Annotated in this window: 6 protein-coding genes (1 of these 6 only partly in view); 4 read left to right on the top strand and 2 right to left on the bottom strand. The window is 69.2% G+C overall.

The features are described 5' to 3' along the window. Positions 1-5,487, bottom strand: coding sequence for an ATP-binding protein (locus tag LTV02_RS16130; RefSeq protein WP_233040771.1), 5,487 nt, complete (start codon positions 5,485-5,487; stop codon positions 1-3). Between the two features lie 346 nt (positions 5,488-5,833). Here LTV02_RS16130 and LTV02_RS16125 point away from each other — a divergent pair, with 346 nt between their 5' ends. Then, entirely contained in the window at positions 5,834-6,820 is a 987-nt protein-coding gene (locus LTV02_RS16125; RefSeq protein ID WP_233040770.1) for an oxidoreductase, read from the top strand. Positions 6,821-6,839: 19 nt separating this feature from the next. Here LTV02_RS16125 and LTV02_RS16120 read toward each other — a convergent pair whose 3' ends face one another. Then, the gene (locus tag LTV02_RS16120) at positions 6,840-8,147 is read right to left on the bottom strand and encodes a DoxX family protein (protein WP_233040769.1); all 1,308 of its coding nucleotides are present in this window, start codon (positions 8,145-8,147) and stop codon (positions 6,840-6,842) included. Positions 8,148-8,536: 389 nt separating this feature from the next. Between LTV02_RS16120 and LTV02_RS16115 the strand changes: the two genes are divergently transcribed. From LTV02_RS16115 to LTV02_RS16105, 3 genes are all read left to right on the top strand, one after another. Continuing rightward, positions 8,537-10,174 carry a fatty acyl-AMP ligase gene (locus LTV02_RS16115; protein ID WP_233040768.1) on the top strand — a complete coding sequence of 546 codons (1,638 nt, stop codon included), beginning with the start codon at positions 8,537-8,539 and terminating at the stop codon, positions 10,172-10,174. Between the two features lie 12 nt (positions 10,175-10,186). Next, positions 10,187-11,503: a MupA/Atu3671 family FMN-dependent luciferase-like monooxygenase gene (locus tag LTV02_RS16110; protein WP_233040767.1), complete on the top strand. Its 1,317-nt coding sequence runs from the start codon at positions 10,187-10,189 to the stop codon at positions 11,501-11,503. A gap of 105 nt (positions 11,504-11,608) precedes the next feature. Continuing rightward, positions 11,609-17,960, top strand: partial view of a non-ribosomal peptide synthase/polyketide synthase gene (locus tag LTV02_RS16105; RefSeq protein WP_233040766.1) — the 5' portion only. Its footprint extends 21,920 nt past the window's final position; 6,352 of the gene's 28,272 nt are visible here — the first part of the coding sequence; the start codon lies at positions 11,609-11,611; the stop codon falls past the right edge of the window.

Here is a 17,960-nt window from a genome sequence, read left to right as displayed (position 1 = left end):
TTATTCGGTTGTGGCGGCACCCGGGAGTTTGGATTCGATGGCCGCGATGATGCGGGGGCGGAGGTCCGCGGCCCGGATGATGGCGTCTACCGAGCCGACTTCGACGGCGCGTTGGATGTTGTGGACGCGGTCGAATTCGGCTGCTACCTCGCCGAGTTTCTCGGTGCGGACGGAGGAGCGGATTTCGTCGAGTTCGGCGGTGAGGGTGGCGCGGTCGGCGGTGGCCGTGCTGGCGGCGCGTTCGGCGAGTTCGCGGACTCGCTGATCGGCCGCGGTGCGGGCGCTGACTTCACCGGCGAAGACGACGGCGGCGGCGGGGGCGCCGCCGAGGACGGAGGCGAAGGAGCCTTCCAGGGCCAGGACCGTCATGTTCGGGTTCAGGGCCTTGGAGAAGACCACGAACGCGCCGCCGTGGTAGCGGGAGATGACGCAGAAGACGATCGGGCCCTCGAAATTGACGATGGCGCGGCCGATTTCGGCGCCGTACTCCAGCTGGAGCTTGCGCATCGACTCGGGGGAGCCGTCGAAGCCGGACAGGTTGGCCAGCACGACCAGCGGGCGATTGCCGCTGGCGGTATTGATGGCGCGGGCCGCCTTCTTCGACGACTGCGGGAACAGGGTGCCGGCGGTGTAGGTGTCGGGACCGTCCGTGGACGGATAGCCGCGACGCGACACGCCCCGGGACTCGATGCCCAACAGGCACACCGGGATACCGCCGAGACGAGCGTCCTGGACGACCGCGGTTTCGGCGTCGGCCATGCCCGCCCAGCGCTCCAGCACCGGATGGTCCTGGTCGGCCACGGCGCGCATGACGGTGCGAATGTCGAAGGGCTTCTTGCGATCCGGGTTGGCGGTCGCGGAGAAGATCTCGCCGACGGTGGTGAAATCGCTGCCGGCCACCACATGCGGGAAGTCGGAGACGTCACGGTCGATGGGGTCGCTGGTCTCGGTGCGGCGCGGCATGGCCTCGCCGGGCGCGATGTAGGTGTGCTCGTAGTGGGACATGAGCACGCCGCGCGCCGCGTTCAGGTTCGGCGCCCAGTACTGCGCCTGACCGTTGGGGCCCATGACACGGTCGTAGCCGCCGATACCGAAGTTGTCCTCGGCCGACACCCCGCCGGAGAAGTCCAGCGCCTGCTTACCGGTGAGCACCATGGCCGAATCCGGCGTCATCACCAGAATGCCCTTGGTGTGCATGAGCATGGTGGCTTCGGCGTTCCAGTACGGCTGGGCGCCGACATTGATGCCCGAGACCACGATATTGATCTCGCCGCCGTCCTGGGTGAATTCGACGATCCGCTTGAGCGCGGCCGCCACCCAGTCCATGTTCTCGGTGCCCGACTTCATGGAGATGCGCGCACCGGAGGACAGCGCGTACCACTCCAGCGGAACCTGCAACTGCTCGGCCAGATCCAGCGCGGCGATGACCCGCCGGCATTCCGGCTCCGACAGCGCACCGAGCGATTTGGTGGGATCGCCGAGCAGCAGCACGCGCGTGATGCCCTCGGGGTACGACGGGGTCGCGGTCTTCACCACGCCCGCCACGATCGCCGCCTTGTTATTGCCCTTGGGCCGATCCACCGGCACCAGCGTGTGCGCGGCATCCAGATCGTATTCCGTGAAATCGCCCAGCAGACTGGTCAATTCGTAGGGGTACACGGTATTGCGGCTGCTGGCGCGCAGCACCTTCTGCCGGTACTCGTCCAGCGGCTCCACGACCTCTTCGGTGCGCTCGCCGATGCTGACCTCCGCACCGCCGGTGGCGTCGAACGCGATCCGCACCGCGATCTTGGCCAGCTCCCCGGTCTGCGGATCCCGCTGGCGGGCGATGAGCAGGATCTCCTCCAGCCCGGCACCCGCGGTCAGCGGCAGCACGTGCCCGCCGAGCACCTTCTCCAGCTCCTCGCGCGTCACATCGACCTCGGGCCAGATGTACATGATCACGCGATTGGTGTTGAACCGCTTGGCCGACGGCCGCTGCGCCTGCGCCCGGCGAATCGAGTCCAGGCAGGTGGCGATGGCGATCTCGGCGGTCGGCAGCGCCAGCAGCCGTCCGTCGTGGTCGCGCAGCGCCGCCAGGTCACGCACCTGCGCGAAGGAGATGAGCCGCTCGTCCGACGGATTGTCCTTGGCGATGGCCCGGAACAGGTACACCTCTTCGTCGTCCGAGGACGGCAAGCGGGTGAGGTCGAACTTGCGCAGCCGCTTCATCTGCATGCGCTGGGCGATGAACGGGTGCAGGCCGCGAATCAGCCGCTCTTCGCTCATCCCGGTGGCCGAGGGCCGGAAGGTGAAGTGGTGGTGCATGACCGCGCCGCCGCTGCCCGCGACGGTGGCGGTGATGCGGTGCACCTGGTTGGGCAGCGCTTGCCCGTCGAGGACTTCCTGCAATGCGGTGGCCATGGCGTCGAAGTCCTCGGGCTGCTTCTCCCAGCCGAGGTAGATATCGACCTCTATGGACGCCGAGGCGTGCGCCAGTTCGGCCAGCCCGCGCAGGATGGCGCCGAGTTCGTCGAAGCTGCCGGCGGCCGAAATCAGCGTCAGCCCACGGCGTTCGGCGCTCACGAAGGTGCAGCCGCCGGCTTCCCGGGTGCGCACGTCGGTGAGGTCCTTGTTGCCGTAGTAGCGGCGGGTCAGCACCTCGAGCATGGCGGTGTTGTCGATATTGCCGCGTACGAGCCGCTGTCCGAGCAGCCGCACCAGCGGTTCGGTGCTGCGCACCATGTCGGCGATGCGCTCGGACCGGTCGGTGGTCTCCGGGTGCAGATCCAGGTAGCGCAGGTTCTTGCGCACATTGGTGTACACGCGAGCGCGGTTGCGGCGCAGCAGAGGCTGTCCGTACCAGGCGTATACGACGCCACGGGTCAGATCGGCGATGACCGGGAAACGCACCTGGGTGGCGGTGACGAGCCGTTCCAGCGCCAGACCGGCGGGCTCGTACAGCGATCCGCTCGGCACCGGCTCCCGCAGCCACGAACGCAGCAGCGTCGTAATGACATTGACGGTGTCGGCAGGCCGCTGCTGGGCCAGGAAGATGCGGAAGACCGCCGATTCCAGATCCGGGGTGCGGTCCAGTTCGGTCACGCCGTAATGCCCGAGCGCCTTGACCAGCTTGGCCTGGTACGAGTCCGGCAGCCCGGCCCGCTCCACATCGAGGCTCTGCAGGTAGGTGTGGAAATGCTCACGCGCACTGTGCACATGGCTCTGCACGCCCTCGTCGTCCCACGACCGGTTGTGGCTCAGCTCGGCGAGATCGGTGAACACCTCGATCAATTCGAGCTCTTCGGCCAGCGGCCGGCGGTGATCGGAGACCACGGTACGGCGCACGTCCAGGTAGTCCGCGATGACGCGGCCCTCGTCGTGCGGATCCACGTCGAAGCCCAGCAGCAGGCTGCGCAGATCCTGCAGCCCGCGGGTCAGCCGCTCGTGCGGGCGCACCGGCGCGGCCTGATCGGGCAGATCCAGGGTGGCGGTGCCGGTGGCGGCGGCCTCGGCGTCCGCATCGTCTTCGGAGGCGATGGGCTCCAGGCGCAGCAGCGGCGCACCGGTCTCCACCTGGGTGCCGACCGAGACCGCGCATTCCTTCAACCGCGCCCGGAACGGCGCGCGCAGTACGGTTTCCATCTTCATGGATTCCAATACCAGCACCGGCGCCCCGGCCTCGACCTCGTCGCCGACGGCCAGCGGGGTGGCGACCACCAGCGCGGGCGCGGGGGAGCGGACCACGCCGCCCTCGTCGCGGCTGATGCGGTGGGTGACCCCGTCCACGTCCACCACGTGCACGGGCCCGTGGGTGCCGGTGGTCAGGCGGTAGCGGGCGCCGTTGACCACGACCTGCCCGGTGTGATCGTCGAAACGCTCCAGATCGACGTCGGCCGTGCGGGTTTCGCCGCCGGCCTCGACCCCGACCCGGAAGCGATGCGCGCCGATGCGGGCGACCCGCACCCGGTAGCCGACGCCGCGCAGCTTCAGATCGCGCGGCCGCCCGCTCTCGTGCTGCACCTGCGGCCGCCCGCCGGATGCGGTGGACAGCAGGCGATTCCGCTCGACCCGCTCCTCCTCCTCGTACGCGTCGATGGCCGCGGCGGCCAGCGCGATGGTGGAGTGGCGATGCGAGACCAGGCGGCCTTCGGGCCGCACCCGGTCGATCCAGCCGGTGTCGGCGCTGCCGTCGAGCACCTCGGGCTGGATCAGCAGATCGAGCACGAAGCTCTTGTTGGTCGCGCCGCCCTCGATGACCACGCGGGTCTGGGTGACCGCGCGCCGCAGCCGGCCCAGCGCCTCTTCGCGATTGCGGCCGTAGGCGATGATCTTGGCGATCATGGAGTCGAAGTCAGCCGGGATGGTGTCGCCCTGGCTGACGCCGGTGTCGACCCGGATGCCCGGTCCGGCCGGCAGATCCAGGCGCGCGATGCGGCCCGGCGCGGGCGCGAAGTCGCGATCGGGATCCTCGGCATTGAGCCGCGCCTCGATGGCGTGCCCGCGCTCGACCGGCGGCTCACCCTCGAGCTTGTTGCCGGCCGCGACGTGCAGCTGCGCACGCACCAGGTCGAAGCCGGTGGTGGACTCGGTGATCGGATGTTCCACCTGCAGGCGGGTATTGACCTCGAGGAACGCGAACAGCTCGTCGCCGGGGTGGTAGAGGAATTCGACGGTGGCCGCGCCGCAGTACCCGACCGCGACGGCCAGCCGCTCGGCCGAGGCCTTGAGCTCGGCCGCCTGCTCGGGCCGCAGCACCGGCGAGGCCGACTCCTCGATGATCTTCTGATTGCGCCGCTGCACCGAGCAGTCGCGCACGCCCAGCGCCCACGCCGTGCCCTGCCCGTCGGCGATGACCTGCACCTCGACGTGGCGGGCGCCGGTGACCAGGCGCTCGAGGAACACGACGCCGCTGCCGAAGGCGCGGGCGGCTTCCTGCCGGGTGCGCTCGTAGGCATCCTCCAGCTCCTCCGGGCCGGTGATGACGCGGATACCGCGCCCGCCGCCGCCCGCGGTGGCCTTGAGCATGAGCGGGTAGCCGATGCGCTCGGCGGCTTCCTTGGCCTCGTCGATGGTCTCGACCGGGCCGCGGCTCCACGGCGCGACCGGCACCCCGACCTCTTCGGCGATCAGCTTGGCGCCGATCTTGTCGCCCAGTTTGCGCATGGCGTCGGGGCTGGGGCCGATGAAGGTGACCCCGATCTGCTCACACAGTTCCGCGAAGGCGGGATCCTCGGCGACGAAACCCCAACCCACCCAGGCGGAGTCGGCGCCGGTCTCGCGCAGCGCGCGCTCGAGCAGCTTGAGATCCAGATACGGGCGCGCGGCGGCCGGACCGAGGTCGTAGGCGATATCCGCCTCGCGCACGAATGTCGCGTTCCGATCGACATCGGTGTGAAGCGCGACGGTTTCGATCGATTGCCCGGTCTCTGCCGCCAGGTCGCGGGCGGCATGGATGAGGCGCATAGCGGCCTCTCCCCGGTTCACGATGGCGATGCGGCTGAACACTCGCCAGCTCCTTCCATTCCACGATTCCGGCCCGGTCGGGCGAACAGGCGAACAGTATTGCCACTGCTCTTTCCGCGTACTATGCCCCGCCGGGCGCGTTCAGGTACACCGCGCGACGGGGTTACCGGCACGTATCCTGCAAAATTTCTCGCTGCGGTCATGAAAAACACCGATTTGGGCCCGATATGGGCAGTGCGGTAGACCGGGTGGTTTACGCGCTGCCGGAGTTGCCTGTGCCCTGTTATCGCGATCGAATCCGATTCCGTTCGCGATCGCGTGCTTACAATACGGACGGTTCCGACCAGGGACGGGCTGTACACCACATCGGAAACGGGAGTGGGAGGCCATGCGGAACGCGCTCGACGCTATCGACCTATCGGGACTGTTCACGCCGGCTGCGATCGGCCCGCTGCGCGTGCGGAACCGGTTCGCCATGGCCCCGCTCTCACGCTACGCCGCGCGCTGCGGGGTGCCGGCCGCCGAACTCGGGGCCTTCTATCGGCGGCGCGCGGCCGGCGGCTTCGGGTTGATCATCAGCGAGGGCATATCCGTCGGCGCGAGCCCGGCGGGCTCGGGTATCGCCGCGATCCGGCAGCCGTCGGCGCTGCGGGCCTGGACCGCGATCGTGTCCGCCGTGCACGCCGAGGGGGTGCCGATCTTCGCGCAGTTGATGTACGTCGGCGAACCGGACCGGGTGCGCTGGGGCGTCGAGGCGGACCGGATCATCGCGAGTTACGCCCAGGCGGCGCGGCAGGCCCGGCGAGCCGGATTCGACGGCGTCGAAATCCATGGCGCGCACGGCATGCTGCCCATCCGGCCCGTGCTCGCGGCCGAACTGGTCGGTGCGGTCCGGGCCGAGCTGGGGCCGGAAATGCCGGTCACCTACCGGTTTTCGCAATGGCGGGCCGGGCGGTACGACACTCGCGCGGCGGCGGGACCGGCCGAGCTGGAGGAACTGCTGTGGCCGCTCGCCGAGGCCGGGGTGGCCGCCTTCCATCCCTCGACCCGGCGCTTCGACGAGCCCGAATTTCCCGGAATCGCCGGGCCGAGCGGGCAATTGAGCCTGGCGGGCTGGACCAAGAAGGTGACCGGGCGGCCCGCCGTCATCGTCGGATCGATCGGGCTGGCCAAGGACGCCGCCGCGACGGGCGGACCCGCCGAGGTGATCTCGCTCGAACGACTGCGGCGGCGTTTGGACCGCGGCGAGTTCGATATCGCCGCGGTCGGGCGTGCGGTACTGGCCAATCCGGATTTCGTCGAGCTGATCCGCGGCGGGCGGATCGGCGAACTGGTGCCCTACGACGACAGCAAGCACAAGTCCACGCTCGCCTGACGCCGCTCGCGCGCAAGCTTCAGCGGATCAGCTTGCCGAGGTCGGGATACTCCTGGATCCAATGGAAGTCGCCGTCGCGCAGCGGAAACGTATCCGGATCCAGCGCGGTCATGGTCAGGGTCGCGGGCCGCCCGTCGTAGTCCCCGCGCAGCACCAGCTGATCCGCGGCCGGCTGTTCGAAGGCGAAAGTGTAGGTGAACGGCGGCATTTCACTCGGCGGGGCCTGTTCGTCCAGCGGCGGCCCGGTCAAGGTGAGGGTATTGGTCCCGGTGTCCACGGTCGCGACGGCGGCCACGAAGGAATCGTCCATTTTCTGGTAGGCGGCTTTCCTGGTGTCGAGAACCAGCCGCCGCCAGCGGGTCTCGTCGGTGGTGAGCGGCGGCAGCGGCCGGCCGTCCAGGGTGAACTCGGTGACGTTCCAGATGCCGTACAGCGGCGGCTGGGGCACGCCGTCGCCCTGTACCCGGTACCCCTCGGCGGCCATCCGCGCCCCACCGGCCAGCACCCATACACCCAGCGCCGCCATCGCCACGGTGGCGATCCGGTTCGCCCGCGCGCCGCGGAACAGCGGCGGTTGCGTCATCGGGCCGGAACGCCGCTCCAGCACAAGCACATTCGCCAGCCGTCCGGCCTGCGGCGCCAGCACGAACAGGCACATCAGCAGCAGATGGAACGACAGCAGCTTGACCGGCACGTCGAAGGTCATGTTCAGCACGAACACCTGGGCCAGATTCACCAGGCTCAGCAATGCGCCCAGGGTCGCGGTGCGGGGCAGGAACAGCAGCAGCCCGCCCAGCACTTCGGCTGTGCCCAGCAGCATTTCGTACACCGGCGCGGACCCGACCTGATTCCACAGCACGCCGGTGGCGCTGAAATCCCCGTACGGCTGCAACAGGGTGATCAGCGTGGGCCGCGGCATCTGCAACGGGATCACCTTGGCCATGCCGTAGAACAGCATCTGCCCGCCGAGGCACAGGCGGATGGCGGTGAGGAACCAGGCGTGCAGTCTCACGTAGGCCGTCCGGCGGCGGTCCAGCACCGACCACACGAGGGTGATCGCGACCGCGGCGCCGAAGACGCAGAAGATCAGCACCCAGAGCGGGGCCTGATCGCCGCTGTAGGACTTGCGCAGCGGGGCCACCTCGGTACCGAACACGGTGGTGCTGACCGTGCGGACGAAATCGTCGATCGAGTCCATCTGGCCGCCGGCCGCGCTCGCCGCCAGATAGACGAACAGCGGTCCGGTGAAGACCAGCACCAGTTGGGCGAACAGCAGGCAGAGCAATCCGAAATAGGCGAAACAGAAGCGGAACGCGATTCTGGTCAACGGTTTCCAGAAAGCGGGTGTGAAATCGACGGGGGTGCTATCCTTTTCGCGATCTAGCACATCCGTGGCAACGCTCGACATGCTGGCGCCCCCTCGCTTTCCTCCCGGGTGCCGGGAATATCGCTCCGACCGTGGCTCGAACGCGACGATGATGCCACCCCGCCCGTGTGATGCGGTGCAGGGACACGCGTCCCGGACCTGGACGGATGCACCACACGCAACTACTGGTCGGCTGATCACGAGCGACACGCTGGCGATGAGCCGCTACATGGCTTCACACCCGTCCGGCTCTGCCAGGATGGGCCTTTGGACTGTTCTTTTCAGCTGCTCATACTCCGGGAGGAGCCAGGCGGATGAATGTCGGGCAATCAGCGCGTGAACCTCGCACTTTGGTCGACATCCTGTCGATGCGGGTGACGAAGACCCCGCAGCGTTCCGCGTACATCTTCTCGAACCATCGGCAAGCCGACACCGTCGTCGATCACCGCGCCCTGTGGGACCGGGCCGGCGGATTGGCCGCGCGCGTAGCCGAAGTCACCGCGCCGGGTGACCGGGTGCTGCTGATGTGCCCGCCCGGACCGGAATTCGTCTACGCCTTCTTCGCCTGCCTGCTGTCCGGGCGCATCGCGGTGCCGGTGCACCTGGCGGCATCGGCGCATCAGCTGGTCGCGCTCACCGCCATCGTGCGCGATTGCGGCGCCACCGCGGCCATCGCGCCGCTGGCGACGGTGCCGATCGGGGACGGGCAACTGGGACCGGACATTCGGGTCATCGACACCGACGGCGCGAGCGCCGGAACGGGTTTCGAGGCCACCCGCCCGGACCCGGAGGACATCGCCTTCCTGCAGTACACCTCCGGCTCGACCGGATCCCCCAAGGGCGTCATGGTCCGGCACCGGAATCTGATGGCGAACCTCGGGCTCATCCAGTCCGAAAACCTTCTCACACCGGACAATTCGATTGTCTCGTGGCTGCCGCCGTACCACGATATGGGGCTGATCCAGGGTGCGCTGCTGCCCATGTTCGTCGGCTTCCCGAGCGTCCTGCTCTCGCCCATGACGTTCCTGCGCGATCCGCTCATCTGGCTGCGCGCCATCGCCGCGCGTGAGCACGTGGTCGCGGGCGGCCCGAACCTGGCGTACGGGCTCTGCGCCAAACGGGTGTCCGAGGCCGATGCGGCCGGGCTCGATCTGAGCGGCTGGGACATCGCCTTCGTCGGCGCGGAACCGGTCGACCCGAACATTCTGCGCAAATTCACGGACCTGTTCGCCGCCAGCGGCTTTCGCGGCGCGAGCTTCGTGCCGATGTACGGATTGGCGGAATCGACGCTGTATGTCAGCGGCGGCCGGCCGGGCGACGGCGCGCGCTCCCGCACCTTCTCGATCATCGACCTCGATCGCGGCGTAGCCGAGCCGAAAACCCCTGGGCGCGAGCTGATCAGCGTCGGACCGATGGCGCCGGACCGTATCGCGGTGGTGGACCGCGACACCGGGCAGCGCTGCGCCGAACACCGGATCGGCGAGATCTGGCTGCGCGGCGACAGCATCGCCGCCGGGTACTGGCACAAGCCGGCCGAGACCGAACGCGCCTTCCACGCCACCCTCACCGACGGCGACGGCACGCCGTACCTGCGCACCGGCGACCTCGGTTTCGTGGCCGCCGGCGAGCTGTACATCTCCGGCCGCAGCAAGGAACTGATGATCGTGCACGGCCGCAATATCTTTCCGCAGGACGTGGAGCGCACCATCCTGGCCGAGCATCCGGCGCTGCGGCCCGGCGGCTGCGCGGTCTTCACCGCGCGCATCGACGACGAGGACCGCGTCATGGTGGTGCAGGAACTCACCGACGCGCAGACCGGCGACGCGCCGGCGCTGGCGGGTTCGATTCGCGACATCGTGAGCCGCGTGCACGGCATCGGCGTGCACCGGGTCGTATTCGTCGGCAAGGGCGAGGTGCCCAAGACGACCAGCGGAAAGATTCAGCGACAGCTTCTCCGGGAGACGTACTCGACGACAGCGGCACGCTAGGAAAGGACGGAATTGAGCAGATCGCCGGATACGACACCAGTGCTGGACTTCTTCGTGGAGTGGGCCGCCGCACGGCTGGAACGAGACACGGTGGACCCGTACTCGCCACTCACCTCACTGGGGCTGGACTCCGTGAAAGCTGCGGAGCTGATGAACATCCTGGAGGACCGGTACCAGACCGAGATCACCGCCGAGGACATCTTCGACGGCCTCAGCCTCGCCGATGTGGCGGCCATGGCGACCGCGCGCACCGGCAACGGCGAAGCCGGTTCCGGCGGTGAGACGCCCTCGGACCGTATGCGATTCAGCCTGCTGTTCTTCTCCAGTGACGCGCAGCGGCAGGCGGACGACCGCTACCGGCTGCTGCTGGAGAGCGCCCGCTTCGCCGATACGCACGGCTTCGAGGCCATCTGGATTCCCGAGCGGCACTTCCACAAGTTCGGCGGACTGTACCCGAACCCGGCGGTGCTCGGCGCGGCACTGGCGGCCGGCACCGAACGGGTGCGGATTCGCGCGGGCAGTGTGGTGCTGCCACTGCACAATCCGGTCCGGGTGGCCGAGGACTGGTCGGTGGTGGACAACCTGTCCGGCGGCCGCGTCGACGTCGCCTTCGCCACCGGCTGGAACGTGGACGACTTCGTGCTCGCGGGCGGCAACTACGCCGACCGCGTCGAAATCACCAGGGCCGGAATGGATACCGTGCAGCGGCTGTGGCGCGGCGAGACCGTGGCGCTGGCCAACGGCGCCGGCGAAGAGCGTGCGGTGCGCATCTTCCCGGCCCCGGTGCAGCCGGCGCTGCCCACCTGGCTGACCTGCAGCGGCGGCATCGAACGCTTCGAGATGGCGGGCGCGGTGGGCGCGAACATCCTGACCGCCTTGCTGTTCCAGGAAGTCGACGAGCTGGCCGAGAAGCTGGCCGCCTATCGCAAGGCGCGCGCCGAGCACGGGCACGGCGCGGAAGCGGGCATCGTGACCGTCATGCTGCACACCTTCGTGGGCGCGGACGAGGCCCGGGTGCGCAAGACCGTCGAGGGCCCGTTCAAGAGCTACCTCGAGGATTCGGTCGACCTGTGGCGGCGCGGCTCCGAGGCCCTGGACAGCCTGGACGAGAAGACCCGGAACAGGGTGCTGGACTTCGCATTCGAGCGCTACTACCGCAATAACGGCTTGTTCGGCACCCCCGCCGGTGCGGCGGCCATGGTCGAGCGGCTGCGGGCGATCGGGGTGGACGAGATCGCCTGCCTGATCGACTTCGGTATTCCGGACGCCGAGGTGCTGACCGGTCTGGAGTCGCTGGCCGCCCTGGAGCAGCTGACCCGATCCGCGTAGCGCACCTTCCCGACGCCTCGAGAAGCAGGAGCAGATTTGACCGGCGCACGTTCGCACTCTTTTCCGTTATCGGCTGCCCAGCAGGGGATTTGGTACGCGCAACAGTTGACCGGCGCCACGCCGTTCACCAATGCGCTGTGCATCGACCTGCGCGGCGCACTGGATATCGGAGTGCTGGCGGCGGCGTTCTGGCGGGTGGCGGGCGAGTTCGAGGCCGGGCGGCTGCGGGTGCTCGAGGAGAACGGCATTCCGCGGCAGGTGGTGGACCGGCCGCTGGGCGAGGGCATCGAATGCCTGGATCTGCGGACGGCCGAGGACCCGATCGGCGCGGCGCGGGAGTGGATGCGCGCCGAATACAGTCGCCCGGTCGATCTGCACCGGGACCGGCTGATCACCACCGCGGTGCTGCGGGTGGAGGAGTCGCGCTGGTTCTGGTATCTGCGCGCCCATCACATCGCGATGGACGGGCTGGCGGCCATGACGCTGCTGGCCCGTATCGGCGAGGTGTACACAGCCGCGGTCGAGGGCCGGGAGCCGTCCGCCTCCAAGGTCAAAGGTCTCGCCGAACTGGTGGCCGAGGACGAAAAGTACCGGGAATCCGAACGTTTCGCGGCCGACCGCGAGTTCTGGCGCGAGCAGCTCGCCGGGCTGCCCGCGCCGGTGAGCCTGGCCGGGAAGAGCGGGCAGGCGGACGCGCACCCGATCTCGGTGGGCGCGGTACTGCCCGCGGAAACCGGTGAGCGGCTGGCCGCGGTGGTCAAGGCGACCTCCACCAACCCGGCCGTGCCGATCCTGGCCGCCTTCGGGGCGTTCCTGGGCCGCATGACCGGCGGTGACGATATCGTGCTCAGCCTGCCGGTGTCCGCGCGCGTCACCACGGCGGCGCTGCGGTCCGGCGGCATGCTCGCCAACACCCTGCCGTTCCGAATCACGTTGAGCCCGTTCATCACCGCGGGCGAGCTGATCGCGGCGACCCAGCAGCGGTTGATCGACGTCCTGCGTCGGCAGCGGTACCGGCAGGAGGACATGTTCCGCGATATCGGGCGTCTCACCCCGCAGACGCAGGTCTTCGGGCCGTACGTGGACCTCATGATGTTCGACACCGATGTGGTGCTGGGGCCCATCGTGGGACAGCTCGAGGTGCTGACCCCGGGACTGGTCTCGGATCTGTCGGTCAGCGTCTACTCCGATGCGGCCTCGGGCGGCACGCGCGTGGACTTCGTCGCCAACCATGACCTGTACACACCGGAAGAGCTTGCGCGGCACCATGATCGGTTCATCCGGTTCTTCCGCGAGTTCCTCCGCACGTGCCAGGCCGACGCCGGGACGCCGGTCCGCGCCATCGAGCTGCTGCACGCCGAGGAACGAGCGCGGGTGCTGGGGGAGTGGAACAACACCGGCCTACCCATCGACGATGGCGCGACGCTCACCGAACTGTTCCAGCGGCAGGCCGCGGCGACACCCGATGCCGTCGCCGTCGTCTCGGGCGGTGCGGAGATCACCTACGCCGAGCTGCAAGCGCGCGCGAACCGATTGGCGGCCACGCTGGCCGCGCAGGGCGTGGGGCCGGAAAGCGTTGTGGCCATTGCTCTTCCCAAGGGCATTCCGCTGATCACGGCAATGCTCGGGGTGCTCGAAGCGGGCGCGGCCTACCTGCCGCTGGACCCGACCTCGCCACCTGATCGGCTCGCCTACATTCTCGCCGACGCCGCGCCCGCCCTGGTCATCACCGACGACGCCATCGAGGATCGGGCGCCGGCCGCCGCGCCGCGACCGCCGCGGCCGGGCAATATCGCCTACGTCATCTACACCTCGGGCACCACGGGAAAACCCAAGGGCGTGGCCGTCACGCACGCCAACGCGGCGTCGCTGTTCGAGAGCACCGCGCCCTGGTGCGATTTCGGTCCCGATGACGTCTGGACCTGGTGCCACTCACAGGCTTTCGACTTCTCGGTGTGGGAGATCTGGGGCGCGCTGCTGCACGGCGGGCGCGTGGTCGTGGTGCCGCGCGAGATCGCGTACTCCCCGGCGGAGCTGTGGGAGCTGATCGTCGCGCAGCGCGTGACCATCCTCAACCAGACCCCGTCCGCCTTCTACGCCTTGATCGAATCCACACGCACTGCCGCGCTGGAGGATTCGGCGCTGCGCATGGTGGTGTTCGGCGGTGAAGCCCTGGACCCCAAGCGGCTGGCGCGCTGGAAGCCGGCCGGTGCGCCCGGCGGGCCGGCGCTGGTGAACATGTACGGCATCACCGAGACCACGGTGCATGTCACCGAACAGCCGCTGACGGAACAACATTGGAACGGCGACCTCGGCAGCAGCCCGATCGGCGTGCCGCTGGCGAACCTGCGCGTCTATGTGCTCGACGCCTGGCTGCGGCCGGTCCCGGTGGGCGTCGCCGGGGAACTGTACGTGGCGGGCAATCAGGTCGCGCGCGGCTATCGCGGCCGGGCGGCGCTGACCGCCGCGCGTTTCGTCGCCGACCCGTTCGACCCGGCGGGCGGTCGCCTGTATCGCAGCGGGGACGTGGTCCGCTGGACGGCGGACGGGGTGCTCGAATACCTCGGGCGCGCCGACGAACAGGTGAAGATCCGCGGCTATCGCATCGAACTGGGCGAGGTCGAAGCCGTGCTCGCCGATCAGCCCGCGGTCGGCCGCGCCGTCGTCACCACCCACACCGCCGCACCCGCCGCGCCCGAGGCCGCGCCGGACACCCAGCTGGTCGCCTATCTGGTCCCGGACCCGCGTTTCGCCCCGGTGGCCTCGACATGCCTGGAGCTGCAACGCGACGGCGTGATCGCGCCGGGCGAACTGCACGAAATGCCCAATGGCATGCCGATCGTCGGCCGCAACCGCTCCAATGTCGAATTCCTGTACGAGGAGATCTTCGAGAACGGCGAATACTGCCACGACGGCATCGCCATCCCCGCCACCGGCTGCATCGTGGATATCGGCGCGCACGTCGGCATGTTCTCGGTCTACGCCAAACGCACCTCGCCGCAGGTCAAGCTGTTCGCGGTCGAACCCATGCCGGAACTGCGGCGCATGTACGAAGCCAACTCGCGGCTGCACGGCCTCGACGCCACCGTGGTGCCGTACGCGATCGGCGCGGAAGCCACCACCGACACCTTCACCTACTACCCGGAAATGTCGGTCATGTCCGGGCGCGGCACCGACAGCCGCGTGCAGCACGACATTCTCGAATCGTTCCTGCATCACGAATACGCCGCCGAGAGCGCGGATCTGGGGGAGAGCTACGTCGATCAGCTGATCGAGGACCGCCTGGATTTCGAACGCGTCGACGTCTCGGTCCGGACGCTGTCGCACATCATCACCGAATACGGCATCGACCGGATCGACCTGCTCAAACTCGATGTCGAAGGCAGCGAACTGGACGCCTTGCGCGGTATCGCAGCCGAACACTGGCCGCTCATCGACCGCATGGTCATCGAGGTCCACGATGTCGAAGGCCGGCTCGCCCGCATCGAGAACCTGCTGCACGAGCACGGATTCGTGGCCGCCGCCCGGGTGTCGCCGAACGTGGTCGGCACCGACCTGCACATCGTCTACGCCTACCGCGCCACCGTCGGCCCGGACCCCGACGTCGACAGCGCGCGACCGGACTTCCTGACCCCGGACGAGAAATGGTGCGCCCCAGCCGCACTCGGCAAGCTGCTGCGCGAACGGCTCGGCGCGCAACTGCCCGCCTACATGGTCCCGGATGTGGCGATGGTCCTGGACGCGCTGCCGCTGACCGTGAACGGCAAGGTGGACAAGGCGGCGCTGCCGGAACCGGTCGCGGCGCGCGCCTACTACCGGGCGCCGCGCACCGTGACCGAAGAGATCGTGGCCACGGTGTTCGCCGAAGTGCTCGGGATGGAACAGGTCGGCCTCGATGACGACTTCTTCGCCCTCGGCGGCAATTCACTGTCGGCGACCCGGCTGTCGGCGCGCCTGTCCGAAGGCGTCGGCGTCGCGGTGACGGTGCGCGATGTGTTCGACGCGTCGGTGGCCGAGGATCTGGCCGCGCTGCTGGCCGGGCGGGTGGAGCACACCGCGCATCGCGACGCGGTCCCGCGCTTGCGGCGCGGCCGGCGGCCCGAACGGGTGCCGTTGTCGTATGCGCAGCAGCGGATGTGGTTCGTCAACCGGTTCGATCCGGAGTCGGCGGCCTACAACATCCCGATGGTCATCCGGCTGTCCGGCGCGGTGAACGAATTCGCCTTGGCCGCAGCGGTACTGGATGTGCTCGCCCGGCACGAGGTGCTGCGCACCCGCTATCCGGACGTGGCCGGGGTGCCGTACCAGGCGGTGGTGCCGATGGCCGAGCTGCAGCGGGCGGCGGATATCGACCTGACCGCGCTTCCGGTCGACGCGGCCGGGGCAGACGCCGAACTCGCGGCACTGGTCTCGGTGGGTTTCGATGTGGCCCAGCGGGTTCCGTTGCGGGCCCGGCTGCTGGCGGTGGGCGCCGATGAGTTCGTGCTCGTGCTGGTGGTGCATCACATCAATGCCGACGGCTTCTCCATGGGGCCGCTGGCGCGCGACCTCGCCATCGCCTACACCGCCAGGCGCCATGGGCGGCAACCCGATTGGCCCGCGCTGCCGGTGCAATACGCGGATTACGCACTGTGGCAACGGGAACTGCTCGGCGCCGCCGACGATCCGGAGTCCTCACAGTCGCGACAGCTCGCCTACTGGTCGGAGCAATTGCGGGAACTGCCCGAAGTGCTGGAACTGCCCTGGGATCGCCCGCGTCCGGCGGTCGCTTCGCATCGGGGCGCGACCCACGCCTTCGTCCTGGAACCGGCGCTGGTCGCGGGATTGCGCGACCTGGCGCAGACTCGGGGCGTCACGGTGTTCATGCTGTTCCACGCCGCGCTCGCGGTGGTGCTGTCGCGGCTGTCCGGCAGTACCGATATCGCCATCGGCTCACCGGTTTCCGGGCGCGGCGCGGCCGAATTGGACGATCTGATCGGCATGTTCGTCAATACGGTGGTGCTGCGCACCCGCGTGGACGAAGCGCAGCCGTTCACCGACCTGCTCGCCCAGGTCCGCGGCGTGGACCTGGATGCGTTCGCCCAGTCGGAGGTCCCGTTCGAACAGGTCGTGGAGGCTCTGGACCCGCCGCGCAGCCAAGCGCATCACCCGCTGTTCCAGGTCATGCTCGCCTTCCACAATCTCGACCAGGCGGTGCTCGAACTTCCCGATGTGGTGGTGACGGCCGCCGGCGCGGACACCGGCATCGAACGGTTCGACCTGACCTTCACCATGACCGACGCCCCCGACGGGCGCGGGGCGATCCCGGTGGAACTCGGTTACGCCACCGACCTTTTCGAGCCGAGCACCATCGCCAACCTGGTCGATCGCCTGCGCGCGGTGCTGCGTGCCGTGACCGCCGATCCTGCGGTGCGGGTGCGGGATATCGAGGTGCTGTCCGACCCCGAACGGCAGCGGCTCGTCCGGGACTGGGGACGCCATGGAATCCCCGACGAACTGACGGAGCATCCGACCCTCCCGGCGCTGCTGGCCGCGGCGGTCGCGGCGAACCCCGACGGTGTCGCGGTGATCGACGGCGAGCTGCGCATGTCCTATCGCGAGCTCGACGAGCGATCGAATCGACTGGCGCGCCTGCTGATCGGACGCGGCGCCGGCCCCGAATCCACGGTGGCGGTCGGGATCGAACGGTCCCTGCACTGGGTGCTGGCGGTGTGGGCCGTCGCCAAGACCGGGGCGGCGTTCCTGTCGCTGGACCCCGCGCATCCGGCGGAGCGAAACCGGCTGTTGTGCACGGACTCCGGCGTCGGCTGGGTGCTCTCGTGCGGCGATCTCGGATTCGCGGCGCCCGAAGCCGAAGTGATCGACCTGGGGGTGCTCGAGGCGGCGGAATTCAGCGCCGATGCGCTGACCGACGCGGATCGCCGCGGGCTCGTGCACCCGCACGGCACCGCATATGTCATCTACACCTCCGGTTCGACCGGACGCCCGAAGGGTGTCGAGGTCACGCACGCCGGTCTCGCGGCCGTGCGCGCCGACCACGCCCGCCGCTGTGCCGCCGACGCCGGCGCGCGGGTGCTGGCGGTGGCCGCCCGGACCTTCGACGCGGCGATTCTCGAACTCCTGCTGGCCCTCTCGGGCAGCGCGACACTGGTGGTCGCACCGCCGGACGTATACGGCGGCGAGCAGCTGCGGGAGCTGCTGCGAGCCCAGCGGGTGAGCCATGCGTTCCTGACGCCGTCGGTGGCGCTGTCGCTGGAACCGGCCGGACTCGACGACCTGCGGGTGGTGCTCACCGGCGGCGATCGGTGCGGGCCGCAGCCGGCGGCGCGCTGGGCGGGCACCGATGCGGCGGGCGCACGCCGCGTGCACAACCTGTACGGCCCGGCCGAGGCGACCATCTGGGTGACCGCTGCGGAACTGCTGCCCGGCCGGACGCCCGCGATCGGCACACCCATCA

Source organism: Nocardia yamanashiensis (genome assembly GCF_021183565.1).
GTDB lineage: Bacteria > Actinomycetota > Actinomycetes > Mycobacteriales > Mycobacteriaceae > Nocardia > Nocardia yamanashiensis.
Note: the sequence above shows the minus strand (reverse complement) of the source record. Positions and strands in the feature narration are given on the sequence as shown.